Annotated in this window: 19 protein-coding genes; 13 read left to right on the top strand and 6 right to left on the bottom strand. The window is 70.0% G+C overall.

Translation table 11 applies throughout. The features are described from left to right. The first annotated feature begins 128 nt into the window (after nt 1-128). The 6 genes from clpS to rdgB all read left to right on the top strand — a co-directional run bounded on the left by clpS (nt 129) and on the right by rdgB (nt 4,475). On the top strand, nt 129-512 hold the full coding sequence (gene clpS, locus ACYSM9_RS10525) for an ATP-dependent Clp protease adapter ClpS (RefSeq protein ID WP_461856895.1): 384 nt from the start codon (nt 129-131) through the stop codon (nt 510-512). Further along, entirely contained in the window at nt 505-1,071 is a 567-nt protein-coding gene (locus tag ACYSM9_RS10520) for a DUF2017 domain-containing protein (protein WP_461856894.1), read from the top strand. The genes clpS and ACYSM9_RS10520 overlap by 8 nt, the downstream gene beginning before the upstream one ends. 105 nt (nt 1,072-1,176) lie before the next feature. Then, nucleotides 1,177-2,208: a glutamate racemase gene (gene murI, locus ACYSM9_RS10515; protein ID WP_461856893.1), complete on the top strand. Its 1,032-nt coding sequence runs from the start codon at nt 1,177-1,179 to the stop codon at nt 2,206-2,208. After that, a complete protein-coding gene (locus ACYSM9_RS10510; RefSeq protein WP_461856892.1) occupies nt 2,205-3,002 on the top strand; it encodes an MBL fold metallo-hydrolase in 798 nt (265 codons plus the stop codon). Before murI ends, ACYSM9_RS10510 begins: the two co-directional genes overlap by 4 nt. A 70-nt stretch (nt 3,003-3,072) precedes the next feature. After that, complete coding sequence (gene rph, locus ACYSM9_RS10505) at nt 3,073-3,831, top strand: ribonuclease PH (RefSeq protein ID WP_461856891.1); 759 nt, start codon at nt 3,073-3,075, stop codon at nt 3,829-3,831. Next, nucleotides 3,828-4,475, top strand: coding sequence for an RdgB/HAM1 family non-canonical purine NTP pyrophosphatase (gene rdgB / locus ACYSM9_RS10500; RefSeq protein WP_461856890.1), 648 nt, complete (start codon nt 3,828-3,830; stop codon nt 4,473-4,475). The genes rph and rdgB overlap by 4 nt, the downstream gene beginning before the upstream one ends. Before the next feature lie 87 nt (nt 4,476-4,562). Here rdgB and ACYSM9_RS10495 read toward each other — a convergent pair whose 3' ends face one another. Then, entirely contained in the window at nt 4,563-5,357 is a 795-nt protein-coding gene (locus tag ACYSM9_RS10495) for a DedA family protein (protein ID WP_461856889.1), read from the bottom strand. 82 nt (nt 5,358-5,439) lie between these two features. Between ACYSM9_RS10495 and ACYSM9_RS10490 the strand changes: the two genes are divergently transcribed. Together ACYSM9_RS10490 and ACYSM9_RS10485 are read left to right on the top strand one after the other, a co-directional pair. Beyond that, nucleotides 5,440-6,504 carry a 3'-5' exonuclease gene (locus tag ACYSM9_RS10490; RefSeq protein WP_461856888.1) on the top strand — a complete coding sequence of 355 codons (1,065 nt, stop codon included), beginning with the start codon at nt 5,440-5,442 and terminating at the stop codon, nt 6,502-6,504. Nucleotides 6,505-6,513: 9 nt separating this feature from the next. Further along, nucleotides 6,514-6,993, top strand: a complete 480-nt coding sequence (locus tag ACYSM9_RS10485) for a DUF4395 domain-containing protein (RefSeq protein WP_461856887.1) — start codon at nt 6,514-6,516, stop codon at nt 6,991-6,993. Here ACYSM9_RS10485 and ACYSM9_RS10480 read toward each other — a convergent pair. Further along, a complete protein-coding gene (locus tag ACYSM9_RS10480) occupies nt 6,974-8,002 on the bottom strand; it encodes an ADP-ribosylglycohydrolase family protein (protein ID WP_461856886.1) in 1,029 nt (342 codons plus the stop codon). The two genes, ACYSM9_RS10485 and ACYSM9_RS10480, sit on opposite strands and share 20 nt — an antisense overlap. A 181-nt stretch (nt 8,003-8,183) precedes the next feature. Here ACYSM9_RS10480 and ACYSM9_RS10475 point away from each other — a divergent pair, with 181 nt between their 5' ends. The 4 genes from ACYSM9_RS10475 to ACYSM9_RS10460 all read left to right on the top strand — a co-directional run bounded on the left by ACYSM9_RS10475 (nt 8,184) and on the right by ACYSM9_RS10460 (nt 14,897). After that, a complete protein-coding gene (locus ACYSM9_RS10475) occupies nt 8,184-9,152 on the top strand; it encodes an MIP/aquaporin family protein (RefSeq protein ID WP_461856885.1) in 969 nt (322 codons plus the stop codon). Between the two features lie 72 nt (nt 9,153-9,224). Next, nucleotides 9,225-10,403 (top strand): exonuclease SbcCD subunit D, encoded by a 1,179-nt coding sequence (locus tag ACYSM9_RS10470; RefSeq protein WP_461856884.1) that lies wholly within the window; start codon nt 9,225-9,227, stop codon nt 10,401-10,403. Further along, on the top strand, nt 10,400-13,474 hold the full coding sequence (locus ACYSM9_RS10465; protein WP_461856883.1) for an AAA family ATPase: 3,075 nt from the start codon (nt 10,400-10,402) through the stop codon (nt 13,472-13,474). The genes ACYSM9_RS10470 and ACYSM9_RS10465 overlap by 4 nt, the downstream gene beginning before the upstream one ends. A gap of 100 nt (nt 13,475-13,574) precedes the next feature. Next, the gene (locus tag ACYSM9_RS10460; RefSeq protein WP_461856882.1) at nt 13,575-14,897 is read left to right on the top strand and encodes an MFS transporter; all 1,323 of its coding nucleotides are present in this window, start codon (nt 13,575-13,577) and stop codon (nt 14,895-14,897) included. An 82-nt stretch (nt 14,898-14,979) separates the two neighbouring features. Here ACYSM9_RS10460 and ACYSM9_RS10455 read toward each other — a convergent pair whose 3' ends face one another. Continuing rightward, on the bottom strand, nt 14,980-15,720 hold the full coding sequence (locus ACYSM9_RS10455; RefSeq protein ID WP_461856881.1) for an IclR family transcriptional regulator: 741 nt from the start codon (nt 15,718-15,720) through the stop codon (nt 14,980-14,982). 254 nt (nt 15,721-15,974) lie between these two features. On the opposite strand from ACYSM9_RS10455, the gene ACYSM9_RS10450 reads away from it, so the two are divergent. Next, nucleotides 15,975-17,309: an MFS transporter gene (locus ACYSM9_RS10450; protein ID WP_461856880.1), complete on the top strand. Its 1,335-nt coding sequence runs from the start codon at nt 15,975-15,977 to the stop codon at nt 17,307-17,309. Between the two features lie 94 nt (nt 17,310-17,403). Here ACYSM9_RS10450 and ACYSM9_RS10445 read toward each other — a convergent pair whose 3' ends face one another. From ACYSM9_RS10445 to ACYSM9_RS10435, 3 genes are all read right to left on the bottom strand, one after another. After that, the gene (locus tag ACYSM9_RS10445) at nt 17,404-18,051 is read right to left on the bottom strand and encodes a phosphoribosyltransferase (RefSeq protein ID WP_461856879.1); all 648 of its coding nucleotides are present in this window, start codon (nt 18,049-18,051) and stop codon (nt 17,404-17,406) included. A 59-nt stretch (nt 18,052-18,110) separates the two neighbouring features. Next, the gene (locus ACYSM9_RS10440; RefSeq protein WP_461856878.1) at nt 18,111-18,938 is read right to left on the bottom strand and encodes an alpha/beta fold hydrolase; all 828 of its coding nucleotides are present in this window, start codon (nt 18,936-18,938) and stop codon (nt 18,111-18,113) included. A 104-nt stretch (nt 18,939-19,042) separates the two neighbouring features. Next, a complete protein-coding gene (locus tag ACYSM9_RS10435; RefSeq protein WP_461856877.1) occupies nt 19,043-20,440 on the bottom strand; it encodes an amino acid permease in 1,398 nt (465 codons plus the stop codon).

Genomic DNA, 20,440 nt, shown 5'->3' with positions numbered 1-20,440 from the left:
CCACGTCTCGCTTCGCTTCGCCGCGGGGCCCTCGACGGCGTGGCCCTCCCCACCGTCTCCCACGTCTCGCTTCGCATCGCCGCGGGGCCCTCGCCGGCGTGGCCCCAGGCACCTCATAGAATGGACAGATGACCATAAGCGTTGCGCCCGGCCCTGATACACAGGAGGGCATCCGGACCGGCACAGCAGAGTCCACCGACTCCCTGACCGCGCCGGACATTCCCTGGAACCTGGTGATCTGGAACGATCCCGTCAATCTCATGAGCTACGTCAGCTACGTGTTCCAAAGCTACTTCGGCTACTCCGAGAGCAAGGCGAACAAGCTGATGATGGAGGTCCACAAGAAGGGCCGCTCCATCGTCGCCTCGGGCAGCAGGGAACAGGTGGAGCGGCACGCCGTGGCCATGCACGGCTTCGGGCTCTGGGCCACGGTGGAGAAGGCCAGCGGCGGGGCCGGCGGCGCATCAGGCAAATCCGGCGGTCCGGGCCAGGGCAAGGGGAAACGTGGCTAAGGCATTCAAATACGGGCTCAAGGGCATTACCGGCTACCTGGAACCGGCCGAACGCGACCTGCTGCGCAGCCTGATCGACGACGTCATCTCCATGCTGCAGCCGGAGGAACGCGAGGGGCAGGACCCTCTGGCGGCCCTGATCGGGCTGGACATGGAGGTGGCCGAGCCGACGGACCGCGCCGTGCGCCGTCTGCTGCCCAACGTGGTGAAGGACGACGGCGCCGCCAGCCTTGAGTTCCGCCAGCTCACCGAGCGTTCGCTGCGGGAAACAAAGATCGGCGCCCTGCGCGCGGCGGCCCTGGACCTGGACAAGGACGAGATCGTGCTGACCCCCGAGGCGGCACGGCACTGGTCCATGGCGCTGAACGATGTGCGCCTTGTCCTGGCCGAGCGGCTGGACATCCGGGACGAGGCGGACGCCGAGCACGTGCACCGCATGCAGGACTGGTCCCAGGCCGAGGACGTGGAGAGCTACCTGGCGCTGGTGTACAACTTCACCACCTGGCTGCAGGAATCCCTGGTCCAGGCGATGCTGCAGTCGATGGAATCCCGGCGTTGACGGGCGGCCGCCGCCGTTCGCGTGGCCGCTGTGACCGAGCCGACACGAGTTGCAGGCCACAACATGATGGCTGAGCCTTCAGGGAAGACCTATCCTCGAATAATCATGACAACAGCCTCGAGCACGGACCCGTCAGCGCACACTGAAGCGGCGCCCGTGGCCGGCGACCCTGCGGCCACCGCCCTGGAAACCCGGCCCATCGGCGTCTTCGACTCCGGAGTTGGCGGACTCACCGTGGCCCGCTCCATCATCGACCAGCTTCCCAACGAGTCCATCCTGTACGTGGGGGACACCGCCCATGGGCCGTACGGCCCGCTCCCCATCGCGGAGGTCCGGGCCAACGCCCTGGGCGTGATGGACGAACTGGTGGACTCCGGAGTCAAACTGCTGACCATTGCCTGCAACTCGGCGTCGGCCGCTGTGTTGCGCGACGCCCGCGAGCGGTATACCGCCAAGTACGGCATCCCGGTGATCGAAGTGATCCAGCCGGCCGTGCGCCGCGCCGTCGCGGCCACCCGCACCGGCAAGGTGGGCGTGATCGGCACGTCCGCCACCGTGGGTTCACGCGCCTACGAGGACACCTTTGCCGCGGCGCCGGACCTCAACATCACCTCCGTGGCGTGCCCGGAATTCGTCAGCTACGTGGAGGCCGGCATCACCACCGGTCCGGCCCTGCTGGCCGTCGCCGAGGAATACCTGGCACCGCTGAAGGCCGCCGCCGTGGACACCGTGGTCCTGGGCTGCACGCACTACCCTCTGCTGACCGGTGTGATCTCCTACGTCATGGGCGCCGACGTCACCCTCGTCTCCAGCGCGGAGGAAACCGCCAAGGACGTCTACCGCGCCCTCGCCACCCACAACCTCCAGCGCACGTCCGAGACCCCGCCGGAACACCATTTCGTGGCCACCGGCGATGCCGGGCAGTTCGAGGCGCTGGCCCGGCGGTTCCTTGGCCCCGAGGTGCTGTCCGTCCGCCACGTGGACCACGTGGCCGCGCAGTACCCCACCGGAAGCCTGGCCCGGATCACGCCGGAGATGATCGCGGCAGCCCAAAGCGCCCGGCAACGCCCGCGCATCTCGAACTTCGTGGGCGGCGGGTTCGCCGACGCCGGCCGCGCCGGGGGACCCGCCCTGTGAAGCTGACCATTGTGGGGTGCACGGGCTCGTTCCCCGGGCCCGGCTCCCCGGCGTCGTGCTACCTCCTGACTGCCACCGACGGCGAACGGACGTGGAAGGTGGTGATGGACCTTGGCAGCGGGGCGCTGGGGGCCATCCAGCGTTACACGGACCTGGAGGACATCGACGCGATCTTCCTCACCCACCTGCACCCGGACCACTGCATGGACCTGTGCGGACTGCACGTGGCCATCCGCTGGAAGCCCGGCGGCTGGGGCCGCGGCAGGATTCCCGTCTGGGGGCCGGCGGCCACTGCCGACAGGATGGCCACCGCCTACGGCCTGGACCTGGACCCGGGGATGCACGAGGAGTTCGACTTCACCAATTGGGCGGAGCGCAAGCCCGTCTCCGTGGGGCCCTTCACCGTCACCCCGTACTCGGTGAACCATCCCATCGAGGAGGCCTACGCGCTGCGCGTGGACGTGGTGGAGCCGGGCAAGGACGGGACCCCCGTCCACCGGACCCTGACGTACTCGGGCGACACCGACTCCTGCCCCGGGCTTGAGGATGCCGCACGGGACGCCGACCTGTTCCTGTGCGAGGCAGCCTTCGAGGAAGGCCGCGACAGCGACATCAAGGATGTGCACCTTACGGGGAAGCGGGCCGGCGAGGCCGCCGCAGCCGCCGGGGCGCGCCGCCTGCTGCTGACGCACATCCCCGTGTGGACGTCCCAGACCACCGTCATGGCCGAGGCCCGCCCGGTGTTCCCCGGCGACGTGGCAGTGGCTGTGGCAGGCGTGCACTACACGGTCTAGGGCCCGCCACGGGCCAGGGGCCGCTGCTCCCGCGCGCGCCCGGCGGAGCGGCACTCGATAAGCTAAAGACATGACATCTGAAGCAACAGCAGTGCCCATCGTGCGCGCCGACGGCCGTGCCCCCGACCAGCTCCGGCCCATCAGCATCACCCGCGGATGGTCCAACCAGGCCGAGGGATCCGCGCTGATCGAGTTCGGCAACACGCGGGTGCTGTGCACGGCCTCCCTGACCGCCGGCGTTCCGCGCTGGCTCAAGGGCGAAGGCCGCGGGTGGGTCACTGCCGAGTACGCCATGCTGCCGCGTGCCACGAACACCCGCTCCGACCGGGAATCGGTCAAGGGCAAGATCGGCGGCCGCACGCACGAGATCTCGCGGCTGATCGGACGCTCGCTGCGTTCCATCATCGACACCAAGGCGCTGGGCGAAAACACTATCGTGCTGGACTGCGATGTCCTGCAGGCCGACGGCGGCACGCGCACCGCCGCGATCACCGGCGCCTACGTGGCCCTCGCCGACGCGATCCGGTTTGCCCGCGACACCAAGCTGATTGCCAGGAACGCGCAGCCCCTGCTCGACACCATCGCGGCCGTTTCGGTGGGCATCATCGACGGCGTGCCCATGCTGGACCTGCCATATGTTGAGGATGTGCGGGCTGAGACCGACATGAACGTCGTGGTCACCGGTTCGGGCAAATTTGTCGAAGTGCAGGGGACCGCCGAGGGCGCCCCGTTCGACCGGGAGGAATTGAACCAGCTGCTGGACCTGGCCCTGCTGGGCACCACGCAGCTGGCCGCGATCCAGCGCGAAACCCTCGCGGACGCCCTGTGAGCGGGACGGCCCCGCGGCTGGTCCTCGCCACCCACAACAAGGGCAAGCTGCGTGAACTGCGCGAACTGCTGCGGGGGCAGGTCCCCGGGCTCGACGTCGACACCCAGGTGGTGGACGCTGCGGCGGCAGGTGCGCCGGACGTCGTCGAAACCGGCGTCACGTTTGCCGAGAACTCGCTGCTGAAGGCGCGGGCGGTGGCCGGCGCCACAGGGCTGGTGGCCATCGCCGACGATTCCGGCCTGTCGGTGGACGTGATGGGCGGGGCCCCCGGTATTTTCTCCGCCCGCTGGGCGGGGCGCCACGGTGATGACGCGGCCAACCTTGAACTCCTGCGCAAGCAGCTCTCCGACGTGCCGGACAGGCACCGCGGGGCGGCGTTCGTGTGCGCCGCGGCTTTGGCGGTACCCGGCGCGGGCGGCGGCCCGGGCCGCGAGGTGGTGGAGTACGGGCAGCTGGAAGGCTTCCTCCTGCGGGAACCGCGGGGGAACGGGGGCTTCGGCTATGACCCCGTGCTGCAGCCGGCCGGCGAGGACCGGAGCTGCGCGGAACTCTCGGCGGACGAAAAGAACGCCATCAGCCACCGCGGCAAGGCCTTCCGGGCCCTGCTCCCGTCCATCGTGGAAGCGCTGCAGGCTGCCGACTAGCAACACAAAAGGTGCGCGCCCCTGAACTGGTCAGGGGCGCGCACCTTTTGTGTTCGGATGCTCTACTGTTCCGGGTGCGGCGGCCGGCTACTCCGGCCGCGTGCGGTGGATGTTGCGCGGAGTCTTCTGCTCCTCGTGCGGCTCGTGCTCCTCGATGAACTCATCCACGGTGTCCGTGCCGTAGGCCTGTGCCTGGCGCTTGGCGGACAGGCCGCGCAGGACCTCAATGCCGATGGGGATCACCGAGACCAGCACGATGGCGATGAAAATGATGTCGAGGTTGTCGCGGACCCACGGGACCTTGTCGCCCAGCAGGTAGCCCAGGAGCGTGACGCCGCCGCCCCAGAGCACCGCGCCGATGACGTTGTAGAGGAAGAACTTCCTGCGGCTCATCTGCGCGACACCCACGATCACCGGAACGAAGGTGCGGATGATGGGCACGAAGCGGGCCAGGATCAGGGCCTTGCCGCCGTGCTTTTCGAAGAAGGCGTGGGCGTTCTCAACGTTTTCCCGCTTGAACAGCCGCGAGTTGGGCTTGTTGAAGATCGCAGGGCCGGCCTTGGACCCGATCAGGTAGCCGGTCTGGTTGCCGATGATCGCCGAGACCGCGATCAGCAGGGCCAGGAGCCAGACGTTGAACTTGATGGTGTCCGTGGCCACCAGCAGGCCCGCGGTGAACAGCATGGAATCTCCCGGGAGGAAGAACCCCACCAGCAGGCCGGTTTCCGCGAAAACGATCCCGCACACCAGCAGGACCACCCAGGGCGCCAGGGCGGGGTCGGCCAGGAACACCTGGGGGTTCAGCCAGTCGGGCAGGAAGGAGGCCAGCTGCGGCTGGACCGGTCCCGCACCGCCCAGCATGGACACAGCGAGGTCGTTCATTACAGGAAAGTTCACCCCTCAAGGGTACTTGACGGGCCTGTGCCTCCCGGGTTGCGCCGCTTCCGGCGGTAAGGTGGGGCCCGTGGGTTTGGACTTTACGGCGATTGACTTCGAAACAGCGAACGGCTTCCGGGGCTCTCCGTGCTCGGTGGGGCTGACGAAGGTCAGGGGCGGAAAGATCGTGGCGGAAGCCTCCTGGCTGATGCGTCCGCCTGCCGGCCACGACCACTTCGACCACCACAATGTGCGCATCCACGGGATCACCCCTGCCGACGTGTCGGGGCGGCCGCGGTTCGGTGAGCTGTTTCCGGAGATCGGCGGCTTCATCGGCGACGACGTCCTGGTTGCGCACAACGCGGCGTTCGACCTCGGCGTGATCCGCTCCGCGCTGGAGGTCTCCGGGCTGCCCGGTCCGGCCTATGACTACGTCTGCACCGTCATGCTGTCCCGCCGCTGCTACTCCCTGGTGTCCAACTCCCTGCCGTTCGCAGCCGAGGAAGCCGGCGTTCCGCTCGTCAACCACCACGACGCCGCCGAGGATGCCCGGGCCTGCGCCGGCATCCTGATCGACATTGCCGCCCGCAACGGCGCCAACAGCATCGCCGAGCTGTACCTGTCGCTGGGCCTGGCCCTGCCGCGGCAGCAGGCCTTCGACCCGGCCGCCGGCGAGCTGTCAAAGCCCAGCCGTGCCGCCCTGGCGGGCGCCTCCGGTAACCTGGCGGGCGCCTCCGGCAACGGGGCGGCGCTGGTGCGGCGGTTCCAGTCCGGCTGGCCTGAGGAGGGCCTGAACCCGGAACCGGACCCCGACGCCGAGCCGGCCCACCCGCTGTACGGGCAGACCGTCGTCTTCACCGGGCAGTTGTCCATCGCCCGTCCTGAGGCGAAGCAGCGTTCGGCGCGCTGCGGCGCACGGACGGAGAGCCGGGTGACGGGCAGGACCACCGTCCTGGTGGTGGGTGACGGTTTCGTCGCCTCGGACCTGCGCTCGGGCCGCCTGACCGGTAAAGCGCGGCGTGTCCTGGAACTCCATGAACGGGGGCAGGCGATCGAGGTGCTGTCCGAGGGGGAGTTCCTGCAGATGGTCGGCCACGGGCACGCAGGTTCATCCGGCGCAACAAACCTTTTCCTCCCGGTGGCCGCCTCCTAGCCTTGCCTGATGGGCACCCTGTTCGCGTTTCCGAATCCCGTCAATGAGTATGCCGCGCGCGTGACGGCCGGGCTCGTCGTGCTGCTCGCCGCCGTCACCGCCGCCGCGGGTTCGGTGTGGGGCCTGTTGGCCATCGCCGTCGGCTTCTGGCTGCGTGTGCTGTTCGGCCCTCGGATTTCCCCGCTGGCCCTGCTGTCCGTGAAGATCATCACACCGCGCCTGGGCAAGGTGAAGCTGGTGCCCGGGCCGCCCAAGCGCTTTGCCCAGGGGATCGGCGCCGCGGTGTCCACCGCCGCCCTGCTGCTCCTGGCCGCGGGGGCCGCACCGGCGGCCTGGACGCTCCTGGGAATCCTGGTGGCCGCGGCGTCGCTGGAAGCCTTCGCCGGCTTCTGCCTCGGGTGCGCCATCTTCGGGTTCCTGCAGCGGCGCGGGCTCATCCCGGACGACGTCTGCGAGGCATGCAACGACATCAGCCTTCGGCGCTTGTGACCCCCACCAGCTGGTCGGCCATGCCGCGGACCACGTCGGCCCCCTCGAGGGCCTGCAGCCACTGGCCAGGGAGGCAGTCCTCCCCGTACCTGGCCCCGAGGATGTTGCCTGCCAAGGCGCCGGCGGTGTCCTGGCCGCCGCCGTGGCCCACTGCCAGGGCCACCGCATCGCTGAAGTGCCGGGACGGCTCCGCTTCACCGCCGTCGCGCGGGAGGGTGGCAAGGACGGAGTAGAGCGCGACGGCGAGGGCTTCCTCCGCTGCCTCGCCCCCGCCAAGTGCCTCCACCAGGCCTTCCGCCCCGGCTCCGGCCGTGTCCGCCAGCCTGAGGGCGGCCTCCAGCCGTTGCGGCAGCTCCGGAGACGCGTCGGGGAGGGCCGCGGCGTGCGCCGTGACGGCGGCGGCCGCGGCCCGCACGTCCTCGCCGGACACCAGCCGGTGGATCAGGAGGCTGAAGATGCCCGCGCTTTGGCGTGCCGACGGATGCCCGTGCGTCAGGGCGGCGGCGTCGGCACTCAACTTATAGACGGCGTCGGGCGCAATATGCGGCACCAGGCCAAAGGGCGCCGACCGCATGACCGTCCCGCGGCCCTTCGACGTCGGGTTGACGGGACGCGCCGCGGTGCCCATCTCGCCGGTGGCGAGCCCGGAGATGCAGTCCGGTTCAGGATCCCGGCGCTCGCGCAGGACCTCGTTGCCATCGATCCAGCGGGGCTGGGGGACGGGCGCGGAAGGGCCGGCGTCCCCGCCCTGGCCGGCGAGCCAGCGCAGGTATGCCAGCCACAGGCACGCATTGACGTCGGCCCCCACCCCCGCATTGGCCCACTCCAGAGCCTCCACCAGGCCGTCCACGGTGTACAGGGTCAGCTGGGTGTCGTCGGTGAACCGGCCGGGGCCGTCGAGTTCACGCTGCACGGCGTAACCCGCCGCGTCCCCCAGCGCCCCGCCGAGCAGGCAGCCATGGATGCGGGACTTCAGGGTGGGGGCGGGGACGCCGGGTTCGGTACTCATGCAGTAAATTTACCGTGGCTGTACGCCGGCTTCCGCGGCGGACGACCGTGCGGCACGCCCCTGCCGGCAACAGGAGCACCTGCCCCACCGGGAACTGTCCAGCAAACGCACAGACTGGACTGGAATACTGCTCGGGTTGCCCGGCGGCAGCCCCAAGACCCCATCGACTGAAGGTTCCACCATGAGCACCCATGTTCCCGGCCGTGACGCACAGGAGCCCGCCGCTCCGGCTGACGCGCAGACCGCGCTGCTGCCCCGGCTGTGGGCCGAGGCGTTTGGCAGCCTCTTCCTGGCGGTGGCCGGACTTGGCGTGCCGCTGTTCAGCATCCCGCAGTCCAGCCCGGTGCCGGCCGCCCTGGCCGCGGGCCTTGCCGTGACAGCCGCGATGCTGGCCTTCGGGCACCTCTCCGGCGGCCACTTCAACCCGGCCATCACCGTGGGACACCTCCTGGCGGGGAGGATCCGCCCGGGCGCCGCGGCTGCCTACGTCCTGGCACAGGTGGCCGGTGCCCTGCTGGGAGCCCTGGCCCTGTTCGGGATCCTGAGCACACTGCCGGGCATCCAGGACAGCCGGACCGCCTTCGATACGGTGGCAGCGGGATTCGGCGAGCACTCCATCATCCAGGCGCCGATGGCCGCGGTGCTGCTCCTTGAGGTCCTGGGCGCAGCAATCATCGTGGCCGTCTTCCTGGGCGCCGCCGGACGTGACAACGGCGGTGGCACCGTGGCACCGTTCGCCGTCGGCCTCTCCTTCGCGGCGCTCCTGCAGCTGGGCCAGTCCGTGGGCAACCTGCCGTTCAATCCTGCCCGCGCCGTGGCTTCCGCGGTCTTCAGCTCCGGCTGGGCGGCAGGGCAGCTGTGGGTCTTCCTGGCCGCACCCCTGGTCGGCGCCGCCATCGCCGGGTTGGTGTTCCGCGGCGCCGGAACCGCGGCCGCGGCAGCTCCGGCGGAGGAAGCCCGGCCTGACACCCGGGATGCAAATATGGACGACGACAAGGCCGGCGACGGTGACGCAAGGGTTGGGGATGACGTGGACGACGACGGGCTGGAACCGGACGCAGCCGTGCCCGCCCCGCGTGCGGGCACAGTCCGGGACAAGGCCGCCGGCATGAGCGAGGCGCAGGAGTTTTTCGAGGGCAAACGGTCCTGACGGTCCACGGGGCCGGCACGGTGCCGGTGGGCCGATACGGGTACTGTCAGTGGCTGCCGATAGCTTAGGAACATGCGGTTACTTCACACATCGGACTGGCACCTTGGCCGTTCCTTCCATGGCGTCGGAATGCTGGAGGCCCAACGCGGTTTCGTTGACCAGCTGGTCGCGGCCGTGGGCCGGCACCATGTGGACGTCGTCCTGATCGCCGGAGACGTCTACGACCGTGCGCTGCCCGGGGTGGACGTGGTCCACCTGCTCGACGACGCCCTCGTGCGCCTGACCTCGGCAGGGGCAAAGGTGGTCCTCACCAGCGGCAACCACGACTCCGCCATCCGCCTGGGTTTCGCCTCCCGCCTGCTCGAACGCGGGGGAGTGCACCTCCGGACGCGGGTGGAGGAGCTCGACCAGCCGCTGCTGCTGCCCCTTGGGCCGGATGCCGCCGGCCGGGAGGCTGTCGTGGCCATCTATGGCATTCCCTGGCTTGCACCCCGGCTCACTGCGGAGCATTTGGGTGTGGAGACAGCCAGCCACTTCGAGGTCACGCGCGCGGCAACAGCCCTGATCCGGGAAGACATCGGCCGCCGCTCCGGCTCTGCAAGCGTCCATTCCGTGGTCCTGGCCCATACGTTCGCCAGCGGGGGAATCAGCTCGGACAGCGAACGCGACCTCAGCATCGGGGGCGTGGGCGCCGTGCCGCTGGACCTCTTTGACGGGTTCAGCTATGCCGCGCTGGGCCACCTGCATGGCCGGCAAACCCTCTCCGACCGGGTCAGGTATTCCGGATCGCCGCTGGCGTACTCCTTTTCCGAAGCGGCGCACCGGAAAGGCGCCTGGCTCGTGGACATCGGCGCCGATGGGGTGACCGCCGTGGAGGAAGTCCAGTGGGAAGCTCCGCGCGCCCTGGCCGTCCTGCGCGGGCGGCTGTCCGAACTCCTGGAAGCACCGGAACATGCCTGGGCGGAGACCGCCTGGTGCCAGGTCACCCTGACGGACGCCCAGCGCCCTCCCCGCGCCATGGAGCAGCTGCGCTCCCGCTTCCCCGACACCCTGGTCCTCGCCTTCGATCCGCAGGGATCCGGGGCCAGCAAACAGGCGTCGTACAGCAGCCGGCTTGCGGAGGCGCCGGACGACCTCGCTGTTTGCTGCGGGTTCCTGGAACACGTGCGGGGGCGGGTTCCCGATGACGCCGAGAAGGCCGCGCTCGCCGCCGCACTGGAAAACGTCCGGCTCCTGGAGGTCTCGCGGTGAGGATCCACCACCTGAAAATCTCCGGGTTCGGTCCGTTCGCGGGCACGGAGGACGTGGACTTCGACCGGCTCAGCGCCCACGGCCTGTTCCTGCTTAACGGTCCCACCGGTGCCGGCAAGACCAGCGTGCTGGATGCCATCTGCTTTGCCCTGTACGGATCCGTTCCCGGGGCTCGCCAGGACGGCAAACGGCTGCGCAGCGACCACGCCGAACCTGCCCAGGAACCTGCCGTGACGTGCGAGTTCTCCGCCCAGGGCCGCCGTTTCGAAGTGACCCGTTCGCCGGCCTGGGAAAAGCCGAGCGCCCGAGGCAAGAATGGCTTCACCCTCCAGCAGGCCAAGACGCTGCTGCGCGAGCGCGTAGGCGGGGCCTGGGTGGAGAAGTCAGCCCGCAATGACGAGGCGGGGGCCGAGATCATGGCCCTGCTGGGGATGGACCGGGACCAGTTCACCCGGGTTGTGATGCTGCCGCAGGGTGACTTCGCGGCCTTCCTCCGCTCCAAGGCCGCCGACCGGCTGGACCTGCTGCAAAAGCTCTTCGGCACGCATCGCTTTGAGGCCCTGGAACAGGAGCTGTCCCGGCAGGCGGCCGCCGCGCGCGAGGATGTCGCTGCCCTGGCCGCGCAGCTCGGGCTGCTCGGCTCCCGCGCCGAGGCAGAAGCCGCGCAGCTGGAGCTCGATGACGCCGGAGCCCCGCCGGTGGAGGACATCCCGGGAAGGCTGGCGTGGCTCCAGGGAGCCGTTGCCGCGCGGCTGCGGGAACGTGGCGCCCTGGCGGAGACGGCGGAGGCCGGTAGCCGGGAACGCCGGGAGGCCGCCGACGCGGAAGCCGCGCGGCATGAGCGGCACGCCAAGCTGGCCGCGGCGGCCGCGCGCAAGGCAGCGGTGGCGGACGCAGAACCACACCTGGAGGAGCTCGTTGTGCGGCTCGGCCGGCACCGGCGGGCCGAGGTCCTGGTGGGCCAGGTGCAGGCCGTGGACGCAGCGGCCGCAAAGGTCCGCAGCTCCGAGCGCGCCGCCGAGTCCGCCCTGACCCTGCTCCGCCTGGCCGCGGACGAGGACGGGGAACTGGCACAGCTCCAGCTGCCGGCGGCGGATGATGCTCCGGCTGCCTCCGCCGCGGATCATCATGCGGCCGCTGCGGCAGAGGAATTGGGCCGCCTTCGATCGCTGCTGGCCGTCGTCGAGGCCCGGCTCCCTGACGAGGAGAGGCTGCTGTCCCTGCGGAAACGGCGCGGCAGCCTGCTGGACCGGCAGGCCGCGCTCCATGCCGCCGTTGGGACGCTGGAGGCCCGCGCCGGGCAGCTTCTGTCCGAACGCGGACTTCTGGCGTCGGGCATGCACCAGCTGGAGGCGCGTGCCGGCGAGGCTGCCTTGCGCCGCAAGGAAGCCGGTGCCGCGCAGGAACTGCTGGACGTCGTCCGCCGTTACCGCACGGCCTGCCAGGCCAGGGACCGGATCAAGCTGCGCCACGACGACTCGCGGGAAACCCTGCTGGAAGCGAAGCGCCGCTGGCTGGACCTGCGGGAAGAGCGCCTGGCCAACGCAGCCTCCGAACTGGCCGCACAACTGGCCCCGGGCGGCCCGTGCCCGGTGTGTGGCAGCGAAGAGCACCCCCAGCCCGCCGCTGCGGGAGGCGGGGGACCGGGCCTGGCCCAGGACGAGGAAGCCGCGCACGCTGAGTATGAGCAGGCAGAGGCAGCCCACGCTGCGGTCGCTGCCGAGCTGGGGGAGGCCGGGCAACTGGTGGCCGTCCTCGCCGGGCAGGGCGGGGAAACCCCGGAAGAGGAAGCACGTGCCGCAGCGGGGCATGCGTTGTCGGCCGCAGCCGATGCCGAGCAGGCTGCCGAGGAACTCCTTGGCGCACGCCGGCGGCTGGAGACACTCGACGCGGACATCACCGCAAACAAGGAAGAGCTGTCCGGGGCCGAGGCAGGGCTTGCCCAGGCGTCGGGCCTGCTCGCCGACCTTGCCGAACAGGACGAGTCGCTGGACCGGGCGCTCGCGGTCCTCCGGGGGAGCCACCCCAGCCTGGCCCGGCGGCTGCGGTCACTTGAAGCCGCCGTCGCCGCCCTGGACCAGGCGGTCCTGGCCCAGGAACGCCTCGGGGCAGCGCGGAGCCAGGCTGCTGACGCGCAGGAACAGCTGGAACAGGCACTTCCCGGAGCCGGGTTCGCCACCGCCGGTGAAGTCCGCAGCCAGCTTCTGGCCGCACAGGAGGTGGCTGCGCTGGAGTCCGGCATACGTGCGGCCCAGGACGAGGCCGCGCGCGTTGCCGAACTGTTCGCGTCGCGGGACGTCCTGCTGGCCCAGGAGGAAGCAGCCGGCGGCTTCGTGGTGGACGGCGATCGGCTCTCAGCCCTGCGCCGCGAGGCGGACGCCGCCCAGCAGGAGGCCCGCGCCGCCGATCTCGCCGCCGGACTCGCGCGTCGCTGCGTGGCCTCCCTGGCCTCCATCGCCGGCGAGTACGATGTACTCGCAGGTTCCGCCAGGGAACCGGCGGAGCGTGCCCGGATGCTCGCCTCGCTGGCGGACGCCGCCGCCGGCAGAGGCGAGAACACCTACCGGATGAGCCTGAACAGCTATGTCCTGGCGGCCCGGCTGGAGCAGGTGGCGATTGCCGCCTCCGAGCGCCTTGTGGCCATGAGCGACGGCCGGTACCTCCTGCAGCACACCGACGCCAAGGCAGCCCGCGGGGCCAAATCGGGACTGGGCCTGGAGGTGGTGGACCAATGGACGGGCCACCACCGGGACACCTCCACCCTCTCCGGCGGCGAATCCTTCATGGCATCGCTGTCCCTCGCCCTGGGCCTCGCTGACGTGGTGCAGCAGGAATCCGGAGGCGTGGAGATCGAAACCCTGTTCGTGGACGAGGGGTTCGGCAGCCTCGACGAGCAATCCCTGGAACAGGTCATGGACGCCCTTGAAGGCCTCCGCGACGGCGGCAGGGTGGTGGGCCTGGTCAGCCATGTTGCCGAGATGAAGCAGCGGATCAGCACGCAGCTGCAGGTGCTCAAGGGCCGCGACGGGTCCACGCTCAGGATCTCGGAAAGCGCGGACGCCGTCCTCTGACGGGCCCGGCTCGTCTCCGGCGGCCGATATACTTGGGACCGTTACCGGGTTGCGCGCATCGGGAGGAGGGACGATGCGCACTGACTGAACGAGCCCGGAATTGACACCTCAAACATCCCCATCAGCTGCCAGGGAAGCCGGCACCCCACGCCCGCGGGTCGCGGCACGGGATAGGCGCTTTGCACGGCTTCCCCTTCTGGCCGGCCGCGGTTTCCTGCCGCTGGGACTCTTTGCCCGGCTGCCGCTGGCCATGCTGACCATGGGCACCCTGACCCTCGTTACGGCCGCCAGCAGCTCCTTCGCCACCGGCGGGGCAGCGGCAGGCGCCGTGGGCATCGGGTCGGCAGTGGGTGCGCCCGTCCTGGGATTCCTGGCCGACCGCCGGGGCCAGCGCCCGGTGCTGCTGCTGGCCGCAGTCCTGAACACCGTGGCGGTGGTGCTCCTGATCCTCGCCGCAGCCGCTGTGGGACGGGGCGACAACTTCCCGCTGGCGGTACTGGCGGCAGCCTTCGCCGCCGGCGCCAGCTGCCCGCAGGTCGGCCCGCTGGCCCGCGTCCGCTGGATGGCCCTGACCGCCAGCGCAGCCCCCGGAGCTTGCGCCGGCGCAGCCCGTGACCTGGACACCGCGCTGTCCTATGAGAGCACCGCGGACGAGGTGACCTTCGTGCTCGGCCCGGCACTGGTGGGCGTCCTTGCCAGCGGGGTTGCGCCCTGGCTGCCCCTGGCCCTTGCGGCAGCGATGACCATGACGCTGGTTCCCGCCTTTGCCGTGCACCCCACACACCGTGCCGTGCACCCCACACACCGTGCCAAGCCGGCGGCTCGGCGGCCGGCGGCCGGCCAGGGGCGCCGCACCGGAACCGCAGGCAGGATGCCCTGGACTGTGGCCGTGCCCGTCGCCGCGATGGTGTGCATGGGCACGTTCTTCGGCTCCACGCAGGCCGCGTTGAGCGCCTTCTCGGCAGGCCTTGCGGGCGCCGAAATTGCCGGGCTGCTGTACGCCGTGATGGGCCTGAGCTCCGCGGTGGCAGCCCTGTCGGTGGCCTACTGGCCCCGGCGCGCAGGCCTCCCCCTGCGCTGGATACTCTGTGCGGCGGTAATGGCGGCCCTGGCGGTCCTGCTGCTGTTGCCCTCGTCGCTTGCCGGCATGGCGGCGGTCCTGCTGCTCCTGGGCATTCCGGTGGGGCCGGTCATGGTCACGGTCTTCGCGGTGGGCGGCACCCTGGCCCCCGCGGGCCGGCTCGGCACGGTCATGACCGGCCTGGCCAGCGGCATTGTTGCCGGAACCGCGGTGGGTTCAGCCATCGGCGGCCAGCTGGCCCAGGCCCAGGGCTACGGCGCCGCGTTCCTGGTCCCGGCCTGCGCCGCAGGGGCCCTTGCAGTGCTGGGCGGGGGAGCCGCCGTCGTCCTTCGCCGCACCTGACGCCCGCATCCCCGAAGCCAACGCACGCGCCCTGGCACCTTAGTCCCGGCCCCGCACCTGGCCCGCGGTTCGCGGGCCGGCGCTACGCCAACTGGCGCTCGATCCGCGCTGCGCTTTCGGCCAGCGCCGCACCCACGACCTCCGGTTCGTGGGCGGAACGGATGTAGACGACGGCGAGGGCCGCCGGCCGTCCGCCCGGAACACGCACGGGTGCCGCCAGGGAGGACACTCCGGCGATGACTTCGTCATGGCTGGCCGAGTACCCCGTCCTTCGGGCCTCGGCCGCCTCGGGGCGGTACGCGATGCCCGTGTCCAGCCGGTTCCACTCGGCCTCGGACAGGGCCGACTGGATGGCGATCCCGGGAGCGCCGGCGTTGATGGGATGCCGGGTTCCGGGGTGCTGGGCCACGGTTGCGCCGGAGTGCCTGGGCTCGACGGTTACCAGCGTGATGCAGTCGTGGTGGTCCCAGACCGCCACGAACGCCGTCATGTCCAGCAGGTTGGCAAGGTGCGTGAGCTCAGGCAGGGCAGCGCTCTGGAGGTTGCGGGACACCCCGCGGGCCAGGACAGCCAGGCCGGGTCCGGGCTGCACCTTGCCCGCGTCGTCCCGCACCAGGAGCGAATGGTCCTCCAAGGTCCGCAGGATCCGGTAGGCGACGGAGCGGTGGACGCCCATGGCGTCCGCAAGTTCGGCGATGGTGAGCGGCCCCGGCGCCGCTGCCAGGATCTCGAGGGCGCGGATTCCGCGCGAGAGCGTCTGGGACGGCGAAGCGGAAGCCTGCTGCTGCTCGGCTCCCGCCCGGGCTGCGGCTGGAGGGGTCATGGATTCCATCCTAGGTGGCTGCGGCCACTGTCCCGTGACCCTTGTTTTGTGCACTGCAGAAGGGTAGTGTCCTCAATGCGAACTGGCTATTCAAATATAGAACTCGCACCTCTCTCCGTCCACCTGCAGGCCAGTTCCCGCGAATGCGTGTCCAGCATCACATTTCCGTAGTACCCTACTAACTAACTGACCGTTCTGTCGGTAATCATGAAGGCGTCCGGGCGCATCGCCGCCCAATGAACAATGGAGTTTCAATGACCACACCTTCCAAGGTGGATACGCTCTCCGGCCCCAGCAGCCGCAGGGAGGAACGCAAGGTCCTCGCCGGTACCCTCGTCGGCACCACCATCGAGTGGTACGACTTCTTCATCTTCGCCCAGCTGACCGCGACGCTGCTGTCACCGCTGTTCCTGGCACCGCTGAACGAGTCCAACCCGGGACTGGCGCAGATCCTGTCCTTCGCCCTCATCGGCATCAGCTTCCTCTTCCGCCCCCTCGGAGCCGTCATTGCGGGGCACCTCGGTGACCGGCTGGGGCGCAAGGCCATGCTGGTCTTCACCCTGGTGATGATGGGCGCTGCCACGGCCCTGATCGGCGTTCTGCCCACCTACGCCCAGATCGGCGCCTGGGCGCCGGTCCTGCTCATCCTGCTGCGCATCATCCAGGGCTTCTCCGCCGGCGGCGAGTGGGGCGGGGCCGCGCTGATGGCCGTCGAACATGCGCCGCTGAACCGGCGCGGGCTCTTCGGCGCCTACCCGCAGATCGGCGTGCCGGTCGGCATGATCCTCGCCACGGGACTGTTGTTCTTCCTCAACAGCGGCATGTCCAAGGAGGACTTCGCCGCCTGGGGCTGGCGGGTGCCGTTCCTGCTGTCCATTGTCCTGATCGTGGTGGGCTTCCTGATCCGGCGCGCCGTGGCGGAGAGCCCGGTCTTCCAGGAAATGGCGCTGCGGAAGAAGGAAAGCAAGGCACCCCTGGGCGAGTTGGTCCGCAACTACAAGAAGCCCGTCCTTTACTCCACTCTGATCTTCATCGGCAACAACGCGGCGGGCTACCTGCTGATTGCGTTCTTCATCTCGTATGCCACCAAGACGCTGAAGATGCCCACCCCGCAAATCCTGCTGGCCACCACACTGGCGTCCTTCGGGTGGCTGGTGTTCACCCTGGTGGGTGGCTGGCTGTCTGACCGCATTGGCCGAGTCCGGACCTTCCTGCTGGGCTACGCCATCGTGTTCGCGTGGATGATTCCCATGTTCGCCCTGATCGATACGAAGGACATCGTGCTGTACGGCGTTGCCCTGTTCGTCCTGACCATCGGACTCGGCCTGTCCTACGGACCCATGTCCGCCATGTACGCCGAGATGTTCCCGGCCAACGTCAGGTACTCCGGCATCTCGATCGGCTACGCGTTCGGTGCCATCCTGGGCGGCGCCTTCGCGGCAACGATTGCGGAGTCGCTGCTGCAGTCCACCAAGTGGACCGGTTCCATCGGCATCTACATCATGGCGCTCTGCGTCATCTCCGCCATCGGCGTGGTCCTGGCCAAGGAAACCAAGGGCCGCCCCCTCGGCGTCAGCACCCACCACTAACCGCGCCGCCCCTTGACGGGGGCCATTCGCTGCCGGCCCGGACCGCGGTCCGGGCCTGCAGCATGTCCGGGCCACCCCAGGGCTGCGGCCGCCGTCAGGGATTGAGGAAGGCGACTGCGTCGTCGTCGGTCAGCTGCCCGAAGTGCCGGTAGAAGCTGCCCACGGCGCGGAACTTGCCCGGCATGTGGAGGCAGAACACGGCATCGCACACCCGCTCGAGCGAGGCTTCGGCGTCGATGGACGCCACGGGGGCGGCAGCGACGACGGCGGCCGCGCCGCCCGAACGTGCGGCTTCGACGGCGGCCCGCATGGTGGCACCCGTGGCCAGGCCGTCATCCACCAGCAGCACGGTCCGGCCGGCAACATCGTGCCGGGTTTCCGGATAGCGACCGGCCCTGCGCAGCAGTTCGGCACGTTCGCGGGTTTCCACTTCCGCGAGCCATTCCTGCCGCACACCGTGTTCCAGGACGCGGTCCAGCAGTGGCTTGTTCACCACCCTGACCACGCGGCCCCGTGTCCAGGCGAGGGCACCGTAGGCGGTTTCCTCGTGGCCGGGAATCCCCAGCTTCCCCACCAGCATGGCACCCAGGGGCAGGCCGAGTGCCTTGGCGACGGCGGCGGCCACGGGGATCCCGCCGCGGGCCAGGCCCAGGACTATGGCGTCCGGCCGGTCCCGGAACTGCGCCAGCACGGCTGCCAGGCGCTCCCCGGCCTCTGTTCTGTCCTCAAAACGCGTGGCCATGATTCCCTCCCGGCCCTCCCTCCAGGCTGCCGCCGGAACACCGCACGCTCCCGGCCAGGTCAGACAGCCAGGAAGGAAATGGCGGCCTGCTTGAACGCCCTGCTGGTGATGGCATTGGTGTGGTTGCGGCCCGGAAGGACAAGCTGTTCTGCCATGGATCCGGCGCCCCGGGCCAATTCTGCGAGCTTGGGCAGGCTGGCGAGCCGCTCGTCCTTGTCCCCGGCCACCAGCAGCACCGGCACGTGCGGGACCGCTTCCGCGGGGTCGTAGGGTTCGGCCTTGATGGCCTCCACCAGGGAAAGCAGCGCGAAGATGTTGTTGCTGGGCAGCAGCAGCGCCATCTTGAGCAGCTGGGCCGTGGATTCGTCCTGAATGGGCGTGCCGTCCGCCAGGTAGTCCTGCGCGGCCACGAGATCGAACTCGGCCAGCGGGTCCGAGGTGTTTGGCCCGCCCAGGACCAGGCGGTGGACCAGCTCGGGCTGCGTTGCGGCGAATTCCCACGCCAGCCGTGAACCCAGCGAGTAGCCCACCAGATCCAGCCCGCTGGAAGGATCGCCGTCGTGCAGCGGCCGCGCCCCGGCGTCGAACGCCACCTGGAGCAGGTCCGCCCGGATCCTGCTGGGGGAATAGGAGTCCATGTCCTCGGGTGCGCCGCTGCGGCCGTGGCCCGGAAGATCCACGGTGACCACCCGGCGGCCGGCGTCGAGCAGCGCCGAAACCCAGCCGGTGTCTTCCCAGTTGAGCTTCGCAGACGAGGAGAACCCGTGCAGCAGCAGCACCGGCCGGAGCCCGGCATCGTTGGCCGGCTCATGGACCGCGACGTACATCTGCGGGTCGGTGCCTTCCACGGTGTGCGGGTGCTGCTGTCCGGTGTGCCTGCCGCTCATGCTCTCAGTCCTCATCAGGTTCGGCGCCAAGGCGGACCCGGCGCTTCCGTGCGTCTGTCATGCCGGGGACCGCCAACAGCCTGCCCCCGCAAGTCACCACCACTCTACCCGCCGGAAGGCCGCCGTCCGGCGGTAACCCGGGCGCCCGCCGCGCAGGCCAGCGCGATCCCGGCAACCAGCCCGAAAGTGCCCAGAAGCTGCACCCGGCTGCCCTCGGCGCTGAAGCCCACAACGAAAATAAGGCCGAGCAGTGCAAGCCCCAGGTACGTCAGGCCGGGAAAGCCCCTCATCCGCAGGGGCAGCCGTACCCCGTCCCGGTCAGCGCGTTTGCGGAGGACCAGTTGGGACACCAGCGCGCTGCCCCAGACCACCAGGCACGTCGAGCCCACCAGCTGGAACAGCGCAGGCAGGATCCGTTCCGGGAACAACAGCTCCAGCACCGTGGCGATGAACCCGAAGGCCACCGACACGACCACCGCAAGGAGGGGAACGCCCGAGCCGTTGAGCCGGGTCAGGACCCGCGGCGCCTCGCCCCGCTGCGCCAGGGAGTGCACCATGCGCGAAGCCCCGTAGAGGTTGGCGTTCAGCGCCGAGAGAAGGGCGACGACGGCGACCAGCGTGATCGCTGCCGAGGCACCGGGGATCCGGGCTGCGTCGAGGACGCCCGCGAAGGGCGAGGCAAGGCCCGGCGACGTTGCCGGCAGGACGGCGGCGATGACGAAGACGGAGCCCACGTAGAAAACCAGGATGCGCCACACCACGGTCCGGATGGCCTTGCCCACGCTGCGTTCGGGGTTTTCGGTCTCGGCCGCGGCCACCGAAACGATCTCCGTGCCGCCGAACGCGAAGATCACCACGAACAGCGCCGCGGCAACCCCGCCCAGCCCGTGCGGCGCAAAGTTGCCGGTGAGGTTCGCCAGGCCGGGGGACGCGACGGCGGGCAGCAGGCCAAGGAGCAGCGCGGTGCCCATGGCAAGGAACAGCACAATGACGGCCACCTTGAGGATGGCGAACCAGAACTCGAACTCGCCAAAGTTGCGGACCCCGGTGAGGTTGATGCCGGTGAACACCACCATGAACAACAGGGCCAGCGCCCAGACCGGAACCACCGGCCAGACCGAGAACAGCAAACCGGCGGCACCCAGCGCCTCGGCGGCGATCACCACCACCAGCTGAAGCCACCACAGCCACCCGATGGTGGCGCCGGCAGTACGGCCCAGGGCGCGGCCGGCGTAAACGGAAAACGCGCCGCTGTTCGGGTTGGCCGCCGCCATTTCGCCCAGGGCCCACATCACCAGGATGATCAGCGTTCCGGCCACCAGGTAGGAAACCAGCACCGCGGGGCCGGCGGCCTGGACTCCCGCACCGGAGCCCAGGAAAAGACCCGCCCCGATGGCGCTGCCAAGCCCCATCATGGTGAGCTGGCGCGGCTTCATGGTGTGCATGGCCGGACTGGCGTTGCGGGTTCCGGAGGATGTGGCAGGGGCAGACTTCATCGTCAT

The organism is Arthrobacter sp. C152 (assembly GCF_054890965.1).
This window is presented reverse-complemented; position numbering and strand designations above follow the sequence as displayed.

Coding starts and splice junctions, on each gene's coding strand:
- ACYSM9_RS10470 (WP_461856884.1), top strand. CDS start 9,225: ATGCGGTTACTTCACACATCGGACTGGCACCTTGGCCGTTCCTTCCAT.
- ACYSM9_RS10450 (WP_461856880.1), top strand. CDS start 15,975: ATGACCACACCTTCCAAGGTGGATACGCTCTCCGGCCCCAGCAGCCGC.
- ACYSM9_RS10475 (WP_461856885.1), top strand. CDS start 8,184: ATGAGCACCCATGTTCCCGGCCGTGACGCACAGGAGCCCGCCGCTCCG.
- ACYSM9_RS10435 (WP_461856877.1), bottom strand. CDS start 20,440: ATGACGATGAAGTCTGCCCCTGCCACATCCTCCGGAACCCGCAACGCC.
- ACYSM9_RS10455 (WP_461856881.1), bottom strand. CDS start 15,720: ATGACCCCTCCAGCCGCAGCCCGGGCGGGAGCCGAGCAGCAGCAGGCT.
- ACYSM9_RS10485 (WP_461856887.1), top strand. CDS start 6,514: ATGGGCACCCTGTTCGCGTTTCCGAATCCCGTCAATGAGTATGCCGCG.
- clpS (WP_461856895.1), top strand. CDS start 129: ATGACCATAAGCGTTGCGCCCGGCCCTGATACACAGGAGGGCATCCGG.
- murI (WP_461856893.1), top strand. CDS start 1,177: ATGACAACAGCCTCGAGCACGGACCCGTCAGCGCACACTGAAGCGGCG.
- ACYSM9_RS10440 (WP_461856878.1), bottom strand. CDS start 18,938: ATGAGCGGCAGGCACACCGGACAGCAGCACCCGCACACCGTGGAAGGC.
- ACYSM9_RS10445 (WP_461856879.1), bottom strand. CDS start 18,051: ATGGCCACGCGTTTTGAGGACAGAACAGAGGCCGGGGAGCGCCTGGCA.
- ACYSM9_RS10480 (WP_461856886.1), bottom strand. CDS start 8,002: ATGAGTACCGAACCCGGCGTCCCCGCCCCCACCCTGAAGTCCCGCATC.
- rph (WP_461856891.1), top strand. CDS start 3,073: ATGACATCTGAAGCAACAGCAGTGCCCATCGTGCGCGCCGACGGCCGT.
- ACYSM9_RS10495 (WP_461856889.1), bottom strand. CDS start 5,357: ATGAACGACCTCGCTGTGTCCATGCTGGGCGGTGCGGGACCGGTCCAG.